The 15,499-nt window shown below is 64.7% G+C and carries 12 protein-coding genes; 11 read left to right on the top strand and 1 reads right to left on the bottom strand.

Annotated features, from left to right (window positions below; translation table 11 throughout):
* Window positions 1-146: 146 nt before the first annotated feature.
* Both B015_RS32140 and B015_RS33225 read left to right on the top strand, forming a co-directional pair.
* Complete coding sequence (locus B015_RS32140; RefSeq protein ID WP_018427298.1) at window positions 147-2,870, top strand: caspase family protein; 2,724 nt, start codon at window positions 147-149, stop codon at window positions 2,868-2,870.
* Between the two features lie 12 nt (window positions 2,871-2,882).
* Window positions 2,883-3,149 carry a hypothetical protein gene (locus B015_RS33225; RefSeq protein ID WP_157632699.1) on the top strand — a complete coding sequence of 89 codons (267 nt, stop codon included), beginning with the start codon at window positions 2,883-2,885 and terminating at the stop codon, window positions 3,147-3,149.
* Between the two features lie 4 nt (window positions 3,150-3,153).
* On the opposite strand, the gene B015_RS0108675 is transcribed toward B015_RS33225, so the two are convergent.
* Window positions 3,154-6,021, bottom strand: a complete 2,868-nt coding sequence (locus B015_RS0108675) for an ATP-dependent Clp protease ATP-binding subunit (protein WP_018427296.1) — start codon at window positions 6,019-6,021, stop codon at window positions 3,154-3,156.
* A gap of 253 nt (window positions 6,022-6,274) precedes the next feature.
* Here B015_RS0108675 and tssA point away from each other — a divergent pair, with 253 nt between their 5' ends.
* The 9 genes from tssA to tssJ are packed head-to-tail and all read left to right on the top strand — an operon-like array spanning window position 6,275 to window position 15,497.
* A complete protein-coding gene (tssA, locus tag B015_RS0108670) occupies window positions 6,275-7,426 on the top strand; it encodes a type VI secretion system protein TssA (RefSeq protein WP_026227045.1) in 1,152 nt (383 codons plus the stop codon).
* A 6-nt stretch (window positions 7,427-7,432) separates the two neighbouring features.
* Window positions 7,433-7,972, top strand: coding sequence for a type VI secretion system contractile sheath small subunit (gene tssB, locus B015_RS0108665; protein WP_018427294.1), 540 nt, complete (start codon window positions 7,433-7,435; stop codon window positions 7,970-7,972).
* Window positions 7,973-7,975: 3 nt separating this feature from the next.
* Window positions 7,976-9,478: a type VI secretion system contractile sheath large subunit gene (tssC, locus tag B015_RS0108660; RefSeq protein ID WP_018427293.1), complete on the top strand. Its 1,503-nt coding sequence runs from the start codon at window positions 7,976-7,978 to the stop codon at window positions 9,476-9,478.
* Between the two features lie 27 nt (window positions 9,479-9,505).
* The gene (tssD, locus tag B015_RS0108655; protein ID WP_026227044.1) at window positions 9,506-9,970 is read left to right on the top strand and encodes a type VI secretion system tube protein TssD; all 465 of its coding nucleotides are present in this window, start codon (window positions 9,506-9,508) and stop codon (window positions 9,968-9,970) included.
* Complete coding sequence (tssE, locus tag B015_RS0108650; protein ID WP_026227043.1) at window positions 9,951-10,703, top strand: type VI secretion system baseplate subunit TssE; 753 nt, start codon at window positions 9,951-9,953, stop codon at window positions 10,701-10,703. Before tssD ends, tssE begins: the two co-directional genes overlap by 20 nt.
* A 2-nt stretch (window positions 10,704-10,705) precedes the next feature.
* Window positions 10,706-12,580, top strand: coding sequence for a type VI secretion system baseplate subunit TssF (gene tssF / locus B015_RS0108645; protein WP_018427290.1), 1,875 nt, complete (start codon window positions 10,706-10,708; stop codon window positions 12,578-12,580).
* Window positions 12,544-13,602, top strand: coding sequence for a type VI secretion system baseplate subunit TssG (gene tssG / locus B015_RS0108640; protein ID WP_018427289.1), 1,059 nt, complete (start codon window positions 12,544-12,546; stop codon window positions 13,600-13,602). Before tssF ends, tssG begins: the two co-directional genes overlap by 37 nt.
* The gene (tagH, locus tag B015_RS0108635; protein ID WP_018427288.1) at window positions 13,599-15,041 is read left to right on the top strand and encodes a type VI secretion system-associated FHA domain protein TagH; all 1,443 of its coding nucleotides are present in this window, start codon (window positions 13,599-13,601) and stop codon (window positions 15,039-15,041) included. Before tssG ends, tagH begins: the two co-directional genes overlap by 4 nt.
* Window positions 15,042-15,044: 3 nt before the next feature.
* Window positions 15,045-15,497 (top strand): type VI secretion system lipoprotein TssJ, encoded by a 453-nt coding sequence (gene tssJ / locus B015_RS0108630; protein ID WP_018427287.1) that lies wholly within the window; start codon window positions 15,045-15,047, stop codon window positions 15,495-15,497.
* The last annotated feature ends 2 nt before the right edge of the window (window positions 15,498-15,499 follow it).

Raw genomic sequence — 15,499 nt, 5'->3', positions numbered from 1 at the left:
TGATTGGCAAGTAGGATGCTGACGTTGCGTAAGAATGCAAGCCGTGCATAGCCGTGTAAAGTCTGCGATCTCGCGAGGGGAGCGGCCAAGTGGTGTGCGAGCATTGCCTGCCCAGCAGTTTGTTTCGCGTGTTTCGAACGGCGAACATGCTTGCTGTTTGCGCGCTCGCCTTGCTTCTACTTCTCACAGCCTCATTCGCAGCCGAGCGCGTCAGCGGACGCCGCGCTGCTCTGGTCATCGGCAATTCGGCCTACCAGCACCTCGCCACCTTGCCGAACGCGGTCAATGACGCCGACCGGGTTCGCGAGGTTCTCGAGCGCGCCAATTTCGAAGTGACGCTCGGCCGCGATCTCAACAAGAAAGGACTTGAGGAAACCGTTCTGGGCTTCCTGCGCACGCTCAACGATGGCGACGTGGCACTGTTCTACTACAGCGGCCATGCGGTTCAGGTCGGCGGCAACAACTACATGCTGCCAGTCGATGCCAGCATGGCCTCGTCCTACGACCTCGAGGTAGAGGCCTACAGCATGTCGAGCCTGCTCGAGTACATGCGCGAGACGTCGTCACTGCAGATCGCCATCCTCGATGCCTGTCGTGACAATCCCTTTGCCAACAACGCCTATTTCGTCGGCCAGAAGAAGCTGGCAGTCGAGGGCAAGAAGGGGCTCGCTTCGGTTACGCCTCAGAACGGCACGCTGATCGTCTACTCGACCGCGCCAGACCAGGTGGCGCTCGACGGCAACAACGGCATGAGCCCGTTCACCGGCGCCTTCACCGACTATGCGCTGAAGCCGAATGTCGAGATCCGCAAGCTGCTCAGCGACATTCGCTCGGAAGTCATCAAGCGCACCGACGGCCGTCAGACGCCGTGGGACGCCTCCAGCCTGACCTCCTCCTTCTTCTTCGTCACCCGCCAGAACCTCTTGATCATCGAAGACATGCGCGAGGTGCGCGTGCCGCCGAAGATGGAGGCCGTAGCGTTGCGCATCTCGCCGCCGATCACCAGCGGAGATACGCCCCTCAGCGTCAACTTCACCAAGCTGCCGGAGGCCGGTACGTTGTGGCTGGGCGACAGGCAGATCGATCTCGACAGCAAAATCTCGGCCGACGAGGTATCGGCGGTGATGATGAAACCCTCGTCCGGCGACATGAAAGACGAAGAGATCCGCTACGCGGTGACGACGGAAGGTGGACGCACCGCGAGCGGTATCGTCAAGGTCGTCATCGACGTCAGCGCACCGGCTCCGAAGACGATCAAGCCGAGCCTGACCATCGCTCAGGGCGAAGTCGACGAACAGGCACCGGCTCCCAAGCCGATCCTCGTCGCCATGGCATCGGATGTCGGCACCGGCTTCTCGCCGATGCCGGAAGAGATCGTTCGTTCGTCCAGCGCGCCCAAGGGCTGGCTGAAGCTCGAAAGCCGCGATCCGGAGACTCAGGTCGCCATCGGCGACCAGGTGGTTTCGGAAGGCGACCTTATCAAGGCCGAGGACATCGGCAAGCTGCGTATCCGGCCCTCGCTCAAGGTCGTTGCCGACAGCGGCCTGTCGGAGTTGAAACCTATCGCCGAGGCGTTGAAGCCGCAGCAGCCGGAAAGCACTGGCACCGGGACGGCTGCCAACCCTGCCCCGGCGCCCGCGCCCAAGGTCGAACCGGTCGCTCCCGTGCGCACGGTGGTGCTGGTGCCGGCCGTCAGGACCAAGACGCCAGCGCCCATCACCATCAACGTCGCCGTTTCGGTCAATGAGTGCGACACCCTGGCCGCCGAACCGCTCGACGTGCAGGCCGTCGCCGATGGCAAGCTGCCCAACGACATCGACGTGTCGAAGGCGCTCGCGGCCTGCAAGTCCGCCGTCAACGAGCATCCCGACGTTGCGCGCTTCAAGTACCAGTATGCCCGCGCGCTCTATGCCGACGGCGAGTTCGATGCCGCGCTGAAGGCACTCAATGAAGCCAGCGACGCGGGCCATGTGCGGGCGAGCTACCTGCTCGGTCGGCTCTACCAGTTCGGCGCCGCAGTAAAGCGTGATCCGGCCAAGGCGATCCCATTGTTCGAGGCTGGGGCAAAGCGCGGCGATCCATACTCGCAGTATGCGCTCGGGCGGGCCCTGGTCACCGGTCTCGGAACCAAGGCCGACGTCGACCGCGGCATGGCAATGGTCACGAGCGCGGCCGAGTCTGGCCACACCTACGCGATGAACATGCTGGGCACCGAGTATCTCTCCGGCAGCAACGTGAAGAAGGACGACGCCCGGGCATTCAAATTCATCTCCGAGTCCGCCAATCGGGACGATGTGTATGGATTGGTGCTTCTCGGCATCCTCTACCGCGACGGTTCTGGTGTCCAAAAGGACGCGAAGCGTGCAGCCGAGTTGTTCGAGAAGGCGCGCGCACGCGGCCATCCTTATGCCGGCCGCCTCCTCGGCCGCATGGCCCTGCGAGACAAGTCGGCAGACCCTAAGACTGTGGCCGGCTGGTATCGCGAGAGTGCCGAGCGCGGCGACGCCTGGGGCGCGTACTTCGCTGCGGAACTGCTTCAAGACAATCCGTCCCTGCAGCACGACGGAGGCGAGGTTGCCCGCCTGCTGGCGTTGTCCGCATCCCACGACACCAAGGAAGTGTCGGCGAATGCCAAGGCTGCACTGGCCAAGGTAGACAACATCAGCGTCGGCAAGGAAGTGCAACTCGCACTCCAGAGGGCGGGGCAGGACATCGGCGCGGTCGACGGCAAGCTCGGAAGCCAGACACGCGACGCGGCAAATGCCGTTCTCGGTGCCGATGCGCCGCGCGAACCCCGCGATCTGCTTATCGGACTGTTGCGCAAGGAATGGATCGATTCACGACCTCGACTGGACATGCTGGGCTCATAAGGGGAGACGCAAATGCTATCGCATACTCTCAGGCTGCTGCTTGTCGGCGCGCTTCTGCCACTCGTCGGATGCGGCTCGCTGAAGAAAGTGGAGGAGCAGGTTGTCCAGCCCGTGCAGCAACCGGTTCCGGTCAAGAAGGCGCCCACGAAGAAGGCGCCGGTTGCAAAGCCCAGGAAAGTCGTGGTTGCCCCGGTGGTTGCGACGCCAGTCGTTCATACGCCAAGCGAAGGGAACGACGGAGGAGGCGGTGGTGGCGGTGACAGTGGCAGCCCTTGGTAAGCCCCTACCCAAAGTCGTAGCTGAACCCCTCGCCTGACGTGCCGACAGTCACGCGCGTCAGCTTCTCCCCATCGAGTGACCGGTTGAGCACGCCGCGGCTCAGTTCCGGCAACAGCGTGTTGGTCAGGATCGCATCTATCATGCGGCCGCCGGACTCGATCTCCGTACAACGGGCCTTGATCAGGTCCATGACGCCGTCGCCGATCACCAGTTCTGCGCCATGGCTGGCGGCGAGCCGGCGCGCGATCTTTCCGAACTGATGGCGGGTGATCGCCTCGATCATGTCGCCCGACAGCGGATAATAAGGGATTGTCACGACTCGCCCCAAGAAGGCCGCGGGAAAGACCTTGAGCAGCGGCGCGCGCAGTGCCGTGTCGAGGTCCTCGATCTTCTCGCGCAGCTGCCCGTTCTTGGTCCTCTGCATGATCACCTCCGATCCGACATTGGAAGTGAGCAGGATCAGCGAATTCTTGAAGTCGATGCGCCGCCCTTCGCTGTCGTCCATCATGCCCTTGTCGAAGACCTGGAAGAAGATCTCGTGGACATCGGGATGCGCCTTCTCGACCTCGTCGAGCAGGATCACCGAATACGGCCTGCGCCTGACGGCTTCCGTAAGGATGCCGCCCTTGCCGTAGCCGACATATCCGGGGGGCGCGCCCTTGAGCGTGGAAACAGTATGCGCCTCCTGGAACTCCGACATGTTGATGGAGATCAGATTCTGCTCGCCGCCATAGAGCATCTCGGCCAGCGCCAGCGCCGTCTCGGTCTTGCCGACACCCGACGGGCCGCAAAGCAAGAAGACGCCGACCGGCTTTTCCGGCGCGCCGAGCCCGGCGCGACTGGTCTGCACGCGCTTTGCGATCATTTCCATCGCGTGGTCCTGGCCGACGACACGCGCGGCGAGCGTCTGCGCCAAGCGCAGCGCCTTCTCCGTCTGGCTCGAAAGCATGCGGCCGGTGGGAATGCCGGTCCAGTCCTGCACGACCGCCGCAACCGCATTGCGGTCGACCGACAGCAGGATCAGCGGTGCTTCCCCTTGCGCCGCGGCGAGTTGAGCAGAGAGTTCCTTGAGGCGGGCGAGGTCGGCGGCGGGGTCAGATGGAGCACCAAAGCCAGGAGTCGCCCCACCCCTGGCCCCTCCCCACAAGGGTGAGGGGGATTCCTGCGCCTGATCGGCAGCGTCGCCGGCGGTCGCCGTGTCCGATGTAGCGGTTTCGGGAACACTCTGGCCACCGCCTTGGAACTGATCGGCAACCTCATCGCCGGGCGCTACCAGCTCCGCCTCAGTTCCCCCTTCCGAGGCGCCTGCGGCCACCGGGTCAAGCGCTACTCCCTGCCCACGAAGCGTGGCGCGAAGCTCCAGGATTTCTGCAGCCAGCGCTTTCTCAGATTCCCAACGAGCCTCCGCCTCGGCCAGCGCCGCCTCAGTCTCGGCCAGCCCTTTTGCTACCCGCGCCTTCCTGTCATCGACCTCGATGCCGATGGCGGCCTCGCGGCCAATGATGCCCTGTTCGACCTCCAGTGCCTGCTTGCGGCGTATCAGGTCTTCCACCGCGCCGGGACGCGCATGCTGTGAGACAGCGACCCGCGCGCAGGCCGTATCGAGCAGGCTGACGGCCTTGTCAGGCAGTTGGCGCGCCGGGATGTAGCGATGCGACAGCTTCACAGCCGTTTCGATCGCCTCGTCCAGGATCTGCACCTGGTGGTGCTTCTCCAGCACCCCGGCCACCCCGCGCAGCATCAAGATGGCGGCGGCCTCGTCCGGTTCGTCGATCTTGACTACCTGGAAGCGGCGGGTCAGTGCCGGGTCCTTCTCGATGTGCTGCTTGTACTCGGCCCATGTGGTGGCCGCGATGGTGCGCAGTTCGCCGCGCGCCAGGGCCGGCTTGAGCAGGTTTGCGGCGTCGCCCGTGCCGGCAGCACCGCCGGCGCCGATCAGCGTATGCGCCTCGTCGATGAACAGGATGATCGGCACCTCCGAGGATTGCACCTCGTCGATAACAGCCTTCAGCCGCTTCTCGAACTCGCCCTTGACGCTCGCGCCAGCCTGCATCAGCCCGACATCGAGCATGCGCACGCTGACGCCCTTGAGCATGGGCGGCACGTCGTCCTCGGCGATGCGCAGCGCAAAGCCCTCGACCACGGCGGTCTTGCCGACGCCGGCCTCGCCGGTGAGGATCGGGTTGTTCTGGCGCCTGCGCATCAGGATATCGACGATCTGGCGGATCTCGGGATCGCGGCCAACCACCGCATCGATCTTGCCGTCGCGGGCGCGCTGGGTGAGGTCGGTCGCATATTTCGCCAGCGCCGTGTCTCCACCCCGCCCAGGCCGCCGGGGCGCCTCCGCCGTCTCGGCAGCCGCCGCCGGCCCCGTCGCCTCGATCGACCCTTCCATGACCTCGGCGAAGCGGCCAATCACGGCGTCGGCATCGATCTTGTCGAACTCGACGCTGATCTTCGAGACCAGCCCTTCGAGCACAGGCGTCTTCAGGCAGGCCAGAACGACATGGGCGCTGCGCACCTCCTCAGTGCCGAACTCCAGCGTCGCCAGGCTCCACGCCTCCTGGATAGCGTGGAAGATGTGGTCGGAGAACTCCTCAATGGATGTAGCTCCATAAGGCAGCTTGTCCACCGCCCTTGTCATGTCGGCGGCGATGCGCGCGGCGTCAACGCCTGCATCGCGCAGGATCATCTGCACATCGGAGCGATCCGACAAGACGAGCTGTTCTATGAAGTGAACCAGTTCGACATAGGGGTTGCCGCGCAGCTTTGCCGCGTCGGCGGCAGCCTTGAAGGCGCGCAGGCAGGTCGGATTCAGCTTGCCGACGAGTTCCTTGCGCTTGAAGCCCTGCGATGCCCTGCGATGCTGCATGCCCCCTGGTTGCATGGGACTGCTCCGATGGCCGGACTGGTTCCTTATAAGGTGCCACACGTCAGGGAATTTTACAAAGCATCGCCGGTTCTTCGATGCTCGCGAACGAACAAGGACAATTCTCATGAAGAAGGTGACCAAGCCTTAAGAGCTAGTCTCACGAAACTTTGAGCATGGTGTGAAGTGTGTTAAACCTAGGGCGAGTGGCAATGCTGACGACTTCCAACCTTCGAGTACCGGCGTGGGGGGATGCGTGGTTGACCTTTCTCTCTGGCTTAGCCCGCTGGACGGTGCGAATCCGTCGGGAGAGGATTTGCGCAACGACCCCCGTTTCCACGAGCTGGAGCGGCTGATCGACCCGCCCGACGAAGTCATCCACGACGACAACAACAAGCCATCGAGCGAAGTCGCTGTCGCGGTGGACTGGTCGGCGGTGCTGCGCAAGGCCGAGGAGCTGAGACCGGCCGGCCGCGACCTGCGCCTGCTCGTCATCGTCACCCGCGCGCTGGCCAATGAACAGGGCCTGCCAGGCCTCGCCGAAGGACTGACGCTTATGGCGCAGAGCTTCGACCAGCACTGGGAGACGATGCACCCCGCATTACGCCCGGCGTCGACGCCGCGCGACACCGCGCTCAGGCGCGTCAACGCGCTGCTCGACCTGCAGAACGCCAATGCCGGCCTGCTCGGCAATCTGCGCCGGATGAAGTTTCTCACGCCGCGCGGCTTCGCGCCGATCAGCGGCAGGGACCTCGAGCAGGGGGCACTCGACGACCGCCTGATGCTCCAGGAAGCGGCGCAAGGCCTGAGCAATTCCGAACGCTCTGCGCTGTCCGCCGCGCACGAGCAACTGCTGGGTCGACTGCGCAGCGGACTTGCGGCGCAGAACGACCAGCAGCCCGATGCAGTGGCGACGCTGACATCGGATTTGCGCAATGCGATCTCAGCCCTCGAGGCCCTGGACAAGGCCTTCAATGTGCGGCTCGAAACGACAGGACCTGCGGTGCCCGTCCTGTCGCGGTTTCTGGAGCGGATGCTGGCAACCCTGCAGCGTGGCACCCGTGCCGCGCCGACCGCTGAGCCAGTCGCTGCCTCGCCAATTCAACCGGCGCCGACGGCCAACGGCCACGACCGCAGCCCTTTCGCCACGTCAATGGCTGCTGCCACCCTGCCCGACCGCATCAACTCGCGTGATGACGTGGTCAAGTGCCTCGACCTCGTCATCGCCTTCTACGATCGCACCGAACCTTCCAGCCCGATCCCCCATCTCGCCCGCCGTGTCCGCCGCATGGTGCCGATGGATTTCGTCGAGCTGATGGAAGACCTCGCCCCCTCCGGGTTGAAGGAGTTCCGGCTTCTCGCCGGGGTTCCCGATACCAAGAAGACGTCCCAGAAGGATGAAAGGTAAGCAGGCATGCCAGCTGAAAGCAAAGCAAAGGTCATCGAGCGCAATCGGGCACCGCGCGTGCAGATCGCCTACGATGTGGAGACCTACGGCAGTCCGACCACCATCGAGCTGCCTTTCGTCATGGGCGTGATGGCCGATCTCTCAGGTGCATCGCAGACCCGGGAAGCGATAAAGTCGATCCAGGACCGCAGCTTCGTCGACACCGACGCCAACCGCTTCCCCAAGTTCATGGAAGCGCTGGGGCCGCGGGTGAAGGCGCGGGTCAAGAGCACGCTGCCGACAACAGAGGGAAAGGAGGGCGAGGAAGAACTCGCCGTCGACCTGACCTTCTCCAGCATGGGCGACTTCGCCCCTGACAAGGTTGCCGAGCAGGTGCCGCAGCTGGCCGAGATCCTCAAGATGCGGCGCCAGCTCGTCGAGCTCCTGGGCTTCATGGACGGCCGCGTCGATGCCGAAAAGCGCATCGCCCAACTTCTGAACAACGAACCGCTGCTCGGGCAGATCGCCGGCCAGGCCCTGTCCGGCGACGACAAGGCGGAGGGCTGAGCCATGGCCGAGCAACAGAAAACCACTGCAGTCGCCGAGGCCGAGGCCATCGACCTCGGCGAGTTTGGCGAACTCCTCGAAAAGGACTTCAAGGTCAAGAAGGACGACAGCGACAAGCTGCAGCAACTCGTCCGCAACCTTGCGCTCGCCGCCAAGTCGCGCTCCGACACAACGACGATCTCTTCCAACGCCATCAAGTCGATCAAGTCGCTGATCGCCGGCATCGACAAGGTGCTGACGACGCAGGTGAACGAAATCCTGCATGCACCCGAGGTGCGTGAAATGGAGGGCACCTGGCGCGGCCTCTGGTACCTCGTCAACAATACCGAGACCGACCAGAAGCTGAAGATCCGGGTGATGAACATATCCAAGGAGCAGCTGGCCGACACGCTTGAGGATTTCGAGGGCCAGATGTGGGACCAGAGCCCCGTCTTCAAGAAGGTCTACACCGACGAATATTCGATGTTTGGCGGCGAGCCCTTCGGCTGCCTCATCGGCGCCTACGAATTCTCCAACTATCCGCGCGACGTCAGCCTGTTGCGCAACATCTCGGGCATCTGCGCCTCGGCGCATACGCCCTTCATCGCCGCTGCCTCGCCACGGCTGTTTCGCATGGACAGCTGGCAGGAGCTGCCCAACCCGCAGGACCTGCAGCAGATCGTCTCCAACCCGGCCTATGCGTCATGGCAGTCGCTGCGCGAAAGCGAGGACGCCCGCTACATCGGGCTTGCCATGCCGCGCGTGCTGGCTCGCCTGCCCTATGGCGCCGAGACCGTGCCGGTTAAGGGTTTCGCCTTCGAGGAAGAGGTGCAGGGCGACCATCACAAATATGTCTGGATGAACGCCGCCTTCCCGATGGGCGTCAACATCAATCGCAGCCACAAGCTGTTCGGCTGGGGCACGCAGATCCGCGGCGTCGAGAATGGCGGTTCGGTGATCAACCTGCCCGTCCACAACTTCCCCACGGACGACGGCACCGTGTCGATGAAATGCCCGACGGAAGTGGCGATCGACGACCGACGCGAGGCGGAATTGGCCAAGCTCGGGCTGATGCCGATCCTGCATCGCAAGAACACCGACGTTGCCGCCTTCATCGGTGCGCATTCGCTGCAGGACGATGAAACCCGTGCCGGGCGTCTGGTCGATCCCGACGCCCAGTCCAACGAACGGCTGAGCGCCAACCTGCCCTACCTGTTCCCGGTCTCACGCTTCGCGCACTATCTCAAGGCGATCGCGCGCGACAAGATCGGTTCGTTCAAGGAACGCTCCGACATGCAGGTCTGGCTGACGGAGTGGATCAACCGCTATGTGCTGGCCAATCCCGCTTTCGCCGACGACAAGGCGCGCGCGAAGCGTCCGCTCGCCGCGGCAGAAGTGCAGGTGGACAGCGTCGAGGGCCGCCCTGGTTACTACAACGCCCGCTTCTACCTGCGACCGCACTACCAGCTGGAAGGAATCAACGCCTCGCTTCGTCTCGTGTCGGAGCTGCCTTCGGTCAAATCCTGATCTTGTCCCTAAGCCACGGAGAGCGAAATGCCTGATACCAGAACCAAGATAGACGGATTTCTGAAGGTTCCCGACATACCCGGCCCAAGCGTGCGCGACGGGCACGACGAAGAGATCGAGGTCTATGGCGTCGATTACACCATGGTTGCGCCACACGATCCAAACTCGCTGTCGCGGCGCGGCCGGGTGGCGTTGGGCATGATCGAGTTCACCAAGCATTACGACATGGCCTCGCCCTACCTGCAGAAGGCGCTGTTCGAAAACACCCTTATGGACGAGGTGGTGTTCTCCTGTCGGCGCACGATCGAAGGCGAGACGAGCGACTATCTTGTGGTAACGCTGAGCGATGCGTCCGTGGTGACCTATCACATGCATCCGAGCGAGGACGAACCGGACGTCATCGAGGACAGAGTGGCGTTCGCCTACAAAACCATCAAGTTCAATTACGACGATAAGCATGAGGTGGAAATGGATGTCCACATCGGCAAGTGAGCCTCATGTTCGGCGCAGTGCCACGGCTGCGGGCAGCCCGCGAGCCAAGCGCGAGGCGGTCCAGCCTTCCCTGTGGGACCGTCTGGTCAACGATGTACCCGGGCTCGCCTCCGAGATAGGCGAGCTGCAACGGGCGCTTCAGGATGAATTGGGAGCGGAGCGTCTGGACGCGCTCGTGAGCGGCGGCCGGCGTGCGATCGATGCCGACCCCGAGCTGAGCACTGAGCAGAAGAGCCGGCTCAATCGCCTCGTCGACCAGAACATGCGCCGCACCGAACTCGAGAGCCGCGGTGTCGTGGTGTCGGCTCGCGTGCTGCGCGAAGCCGTACGGCGCGACATCGAGGCGCTTTTCAACACCGAGCGCTTCGAGTCCTCGCCGCTGCTGTCCGATCTCGAATTGGAGCATGCCTCCGCCGGCCCGCCCGCGCTCGACGATTTCCCGGAGGTGCGGCGCAGCGTCGTCAACTATGGCGTGCCCTCGTTTTCGGGCCGCTCGTCGCGCGACTTCGACCGGGACATGCTGGCCCGCGAAATCCGCGCCGTACTCGCCACCTTCGAGCCTCGCCTGAAAGAGAGCGCCACCAAGGTGACGGTCAATCTCGGCGACAAGACCGGCCTGAAGATCGAGATCGATGGCGTGCTGATCATGACGCCCACGCCTGAAAGGTTGCGGCTGCGCACGACCATCAATCTCGACAATGGCGTCGCCCGCACCGACCTGAAGGAAAGCTGAGAATGGACCGGGTCTTCCTGGAGTATTACGAGGAGGAACTGACCCATATACGCAGCCTTGCGGCCGAATTCGCCGACATGCACCCGGCCGTTGCCCGCAACCTGTCGCTCGATACCGTCCCCTGCCCCGATCCCTATGTCGAGCGGCTGCTCGATGGCGTCGCCTATCTTGCCGCACGCACGCGGCTGAAGGTGGACGCCGAGCGCTCGCGCTTCGCACGCAGCATTCTCGAAGTGCTTTATCCCGACCTGCTGACACCCGCGCCCGCGACCACCATGGCGGTACTGAAGCCGGGTCAACAGGTGCAGACCATGAATACGGGCCACGTGGTCGCCAGGGGCACGCGGATGGTGTCCAGCCTGCAGCCCGGCCTGCCCACGCGCCTCACCTTCACGACGGTCCAGGACGTGACCCTGTGGCCTGTTGAAATCGCTTCGGTCGGCTATTTCCAGGACCGGAGCGCGCTGGCCACGGCCGGCATGACCCCGCCTGCGGGCGTGACGGCCGAAGCGGCGTTCCGGATCACGCTGACCCGCACAGGCAAGGGGAAACTGTCCGACCTCGCGCTTGACCGGCTCGATTTGCACTTCGCCGGCCGCACCAAGGCGCCGGTCCTGTTCGACACCATCTTCGGTGTCTGCTCGGGCATGGCCGCCCGACCGGAGGGCAAAGGTGGGCGGCTTTCACCGCTGCCGCTGCCCGAGATGGCCGGCATCAGCGATGCCGAAGCGCTGCTCCCGCGTACCCGCCCAACCTTCGAAGGCTACAGGCTGCTGCGCGAATACTTCATCATGCCGGAACGCTTCCACTATGCCCGTATCCAGGGGCTCCGACCGGTGGTGAAAAGCTGCGAGACCGGACTTGAGATCATCTTCCTGCTGCGCCGTCCGGTGCTGGAATTGGCGGACCTATCTCCCACCGATTTGGAGCTGTTCGCCACGCCGCTGGTCAACCTGTTCGAGCGCGAATGCAATGTCATCGAGCTCGACAACAGGCGCACCCGGCAGGTGCTCTATGCCGACCGTACCCGTCCGCGCGACTTCGAGATCTTTCGCGTGACAAAGGTCGAGGATGCCGAGGCCGACGGGCCTGACGCCGAGATACCGGCACTCTTCAGCCTCGGCCAGAACCGCGGCAACGGTTGGGTCTATTCGACCGAGCGGCGACCGCGCCGCGCCACCGAGGACGAGCGGCGCGAAGGCATCACCCGCACCTCCTATCCCGGCGACGACGTCTTCATCGCCGTTTCCCGCCCCGCCGACAGCGAAGTTGCGCGCCCGCTTCGCCGCATCGAGGTCACCGCGCTCTGCACCAACCGCGACCTGCCTATTCTCGATGACACGCCGTCGCTGACGCTGGAAAGCGGCGATCCGGTCGAATCTATCAGGCTGCTGGGTGCGCTCAGGACGCCGCAGCCGTCCATTCCGGCCACACTTCCGGCCGGCGCCGACGGCGAGTCCCGTGCCGACGACCTCGCCTGGCGGCTCGTGGCGCAGCTGTCGCTGAACTTCCTCAGCCTCGCCCAGGAAGGCCGGGGCTCGGACCCGCTGCATGCGCTGCTGGACCTCTACGCCGACCGCGGCGACCCCGGCCTGGCGCGGCATGTCCGCTCGATCGTCAGGGTGGAATCGCGCCCGGTCGTCGAACGCCTGTCGATCCCCGGGCCGATGTGCTTCGGCCGGGGCATCGAAGTCCTGCTTCACATTGACCAATCAGTCCTGTCGGGCCAGAGCAGCCTCCTGTTGAGCGCGCTTTTGTCCCGGCTCTTTGCCCGCCACTCGGGCATCAACGGCTTCGTTCGCACGCGCACGCGCCTGCTTCAGAGACAGGAGGAGGTGCCATGGCCGATGACGCCCGGCAACCGCTTCCTGATCTAGAGGCCCCGGTCTCCGAGGCCTACGACTTCTTCGAGCTGCTGCGCCGGCTTGAGAGGCAGGAAAAGTTGTTGTTCGGTCATTCCGGGCGACCGGAGCGGGAACCGGCAAGACTCGGCCAGCACATCCGCCTCGGCTTTGCCACGCAGGACATCGTCACTTTCCAAGCCGCGTCGGAGCGTACTCCGGCGCGTGTGACCATTGCCAATATTGGTCTGCTGGGGCCTGAGGGACCGCTGCCGCTGCACATCACCCGCTGGGTGCTTGACCGGCTGTCGCAGCGATGGTTCGCCGGCGCGGATGCACACGAGACCAGCGACACCACCTTCGTCGATTTCGTCAACATCCTGCAGCACCGGCTGATCGCGCTGTTCTACCGCGCCTGGGCCGACGCTCATCCCGGCGTGCAGGTCGAGCGCTCCGCCGGCGGGCGGGTTGTCTCGATGCTCAGTGCCATGGCCGGCATCGGCCTTCCGGGAACGGCCGGTTCCGACAACCCCGGCATGGACACGGTCAAGCTGCGCCAGGCCGCGGCACTCGCCAGCCAGGTCGACGGGCCCGAGCGCCTGACCCTGTTCGTCGCCGAGGCTTTCAAGGTGCCGGTTCGCCTCAAGGAGTTCGTGGCGGCGTGGCTGGCCGTTCCGGCAGCCCTGCAGTCCCGCCTCGGCCAAGCCTATGCGAGCCTTGGAAACGGCGCGGCGATCGGACCACGAACATTCAGTCGCCAGAGCCGGATAGAGCTGCGCCTCGGCCCACTCGATCTCGAGACCTACCTCACCTTCCTGCCCGGCAGCAAAAAGCTGGCCTTGCTGAAACACACAGTTCGCGACCTGATCGGCGAAAGCCTCGACGTCGATCTCAGGCTCGTGCTGGCCCGACAGGACGTGCCCACAGCGCGCATCGGCTCAGCCAGGCTCGGTCGGACCGCGTGGCTTGCGCCTCCTTCGGAAAGGGGCGATGCTGAGGATATGCGCCTGCGGACCGTTGTCGGCTGGCGTCCCGAACTGGCGGGGGTCGGGACATGAGCTTGCTCCTCACGCTTGAGCAGGGACCACGCGCACAGGCTGTGCGCCAAGCCCGGCTCGACACGGGCGAAATGGTGATCGGTCGCAGCCCCGAGGCGGACTGGCAGATCGACGATCCTGACATGTTCATCTCGCGCGCCCATTGCCGGATCAGCTCGGGCCCGGATGGCTACACCATCACCGATACATCAAGCAGCGGCCTGTTCATCGACGGTGCCGGCAGTCCGCTCGGTTCGGGCAATTCCGCCGAACTGCGCAACGGCATGCGCCTGAGGCTCGGCGACTATGTGGTGGGCGTCGAGCTGCCGCAAAGTCCTGTTGTCGCAGCGGCACCGCAACCGGCCCAGTCGCGCGCTCCGGTCAGTCTCGGCAGCGACGACTTCTTCGCAACGAAGTCGGAGGAAGAACCGCAGCGCCCGCGCCCTGCCGACCTGCCCAGCCCCTTCGAGCAACCCGCATCGGGAGCGTTCCGCGCCTATGAACGCAGCGACGAAGCGGCACGGCAGAGTTCGCCAGCCTTCGACGATCCCTTCAGCCTCGACCCGGTCGCGACGCCCACGCCGTCCAGCGCCGACGAGCCCGAGACAATGGCAACGGCGGCGTTCAACGACCCGTTCGGCCTCGAGCCATCCGCGCCCGTCAGGCAGGCGCCCGTAGCGCCGCCTCGACAGGATTTTTCCTTCGACAACGAACCCGCTGCGGCACCACCACCTCCACCTCCACCAGCCATCAATCCGGAGCCGGCCGGCGAGAGACGCCCGCGTCCGTGGGAACGTCCTGTCCGCCACGCCGAAACCCCGTCTCCTCCATCACCACCCCGGCAAGCTGAGCCCAAGCATGCTCCGGCTCCTCGCCAGCCGGCACCGTCGAACGACGCCCTACGCGCCGCATTCCTGCGCGGCATGGGCCTCGACGAGGTATTGGCACCAGGCCGCGACCCCGTTGCCGAGATGGAGAAGTTCGGCCGCGAGTACCGGCTGATGATGGATGGTCTGATGCAGCTCCTGCGCAAACGGGCCGAGGAAAAGGGCAACGCCCGCATCGAGCAGACGGTCGTCGGCTCATCCGAGGTCAATCCGCTCAAATTCCTGCCCACCGTCGATGACGTGCTGGCGACCATCATGGCCGAGCGCAGCCCGGGTTTCCTGGCCGGCGAGCCGGCGATCAAGGACGCTGTGCGCGACCTTGCCCATCACCATATCCGCGCCTGGCGCGGCCTTCAGGGCGCGCTGCGCCGTATGATCGACCGCTTCGATCCCGTGACGCTCGAAGCCGAGCTCAAATCGAGTTCCTCGTTCGAGACGCTGCTCGCCGGCGGCCGCAGCGCCAAGCTCTGGGACATCTACAAGAAACGCCACCGTGAGATCGCCCAAAGCGCCGAGACGCGCTTCATGGGCGAGATCGGCGCCGATTTCCGCAACGCCTATGAAGAGGAGTGACGCATGATCGACCGGCGCGACTTCATCCTTGCCCTCGGCGCGACAGGGTTGCTTGCCGCCTGCCAGAGCGGACCGCCGAAACCCTCCACGGTCACGGTCAACATGAGCGGGCAGGCCGGCATGAACCCCGGCCCCGACGGCTCCGACCGTCCCGTCACCGTGCTGGTCATGCGCCTCAAGGACACCGGCAAGTTCAACTCGGCCGACTACTTCGCCCTGCAGGGCGGCGCCGCCGCTGCCCTTGGCGGCGATCTGATCGGCATGGATCAGATCGCGGTCGCTCCCGGCAAGGGCGCTTCCAAGACAATCACGGTGGAACCGGAGGCGACCGCACTCGGCTTCGTCGCGCTCATCCGCGAGCCCGGTGGCCGCAACTGGCGGACGACGAAGTCGGTCTCGCCCGGGTCGACGATGACCGTCTCGGTGAAACTGGGCAGTGGAGGCATCTCGGCCTGACC

Source organism: Hoeflea sp. 108 (genome assembly GCF_000372965.1).
GTDB lineage: Bacteria > Pseudomonadota > Alphaproteobacteria > Rhizobiales > Rhizobiaceae > Aminobacter.
This window is presented reverse-complemented; position numbering and strand designations above follow the sequence as displayed.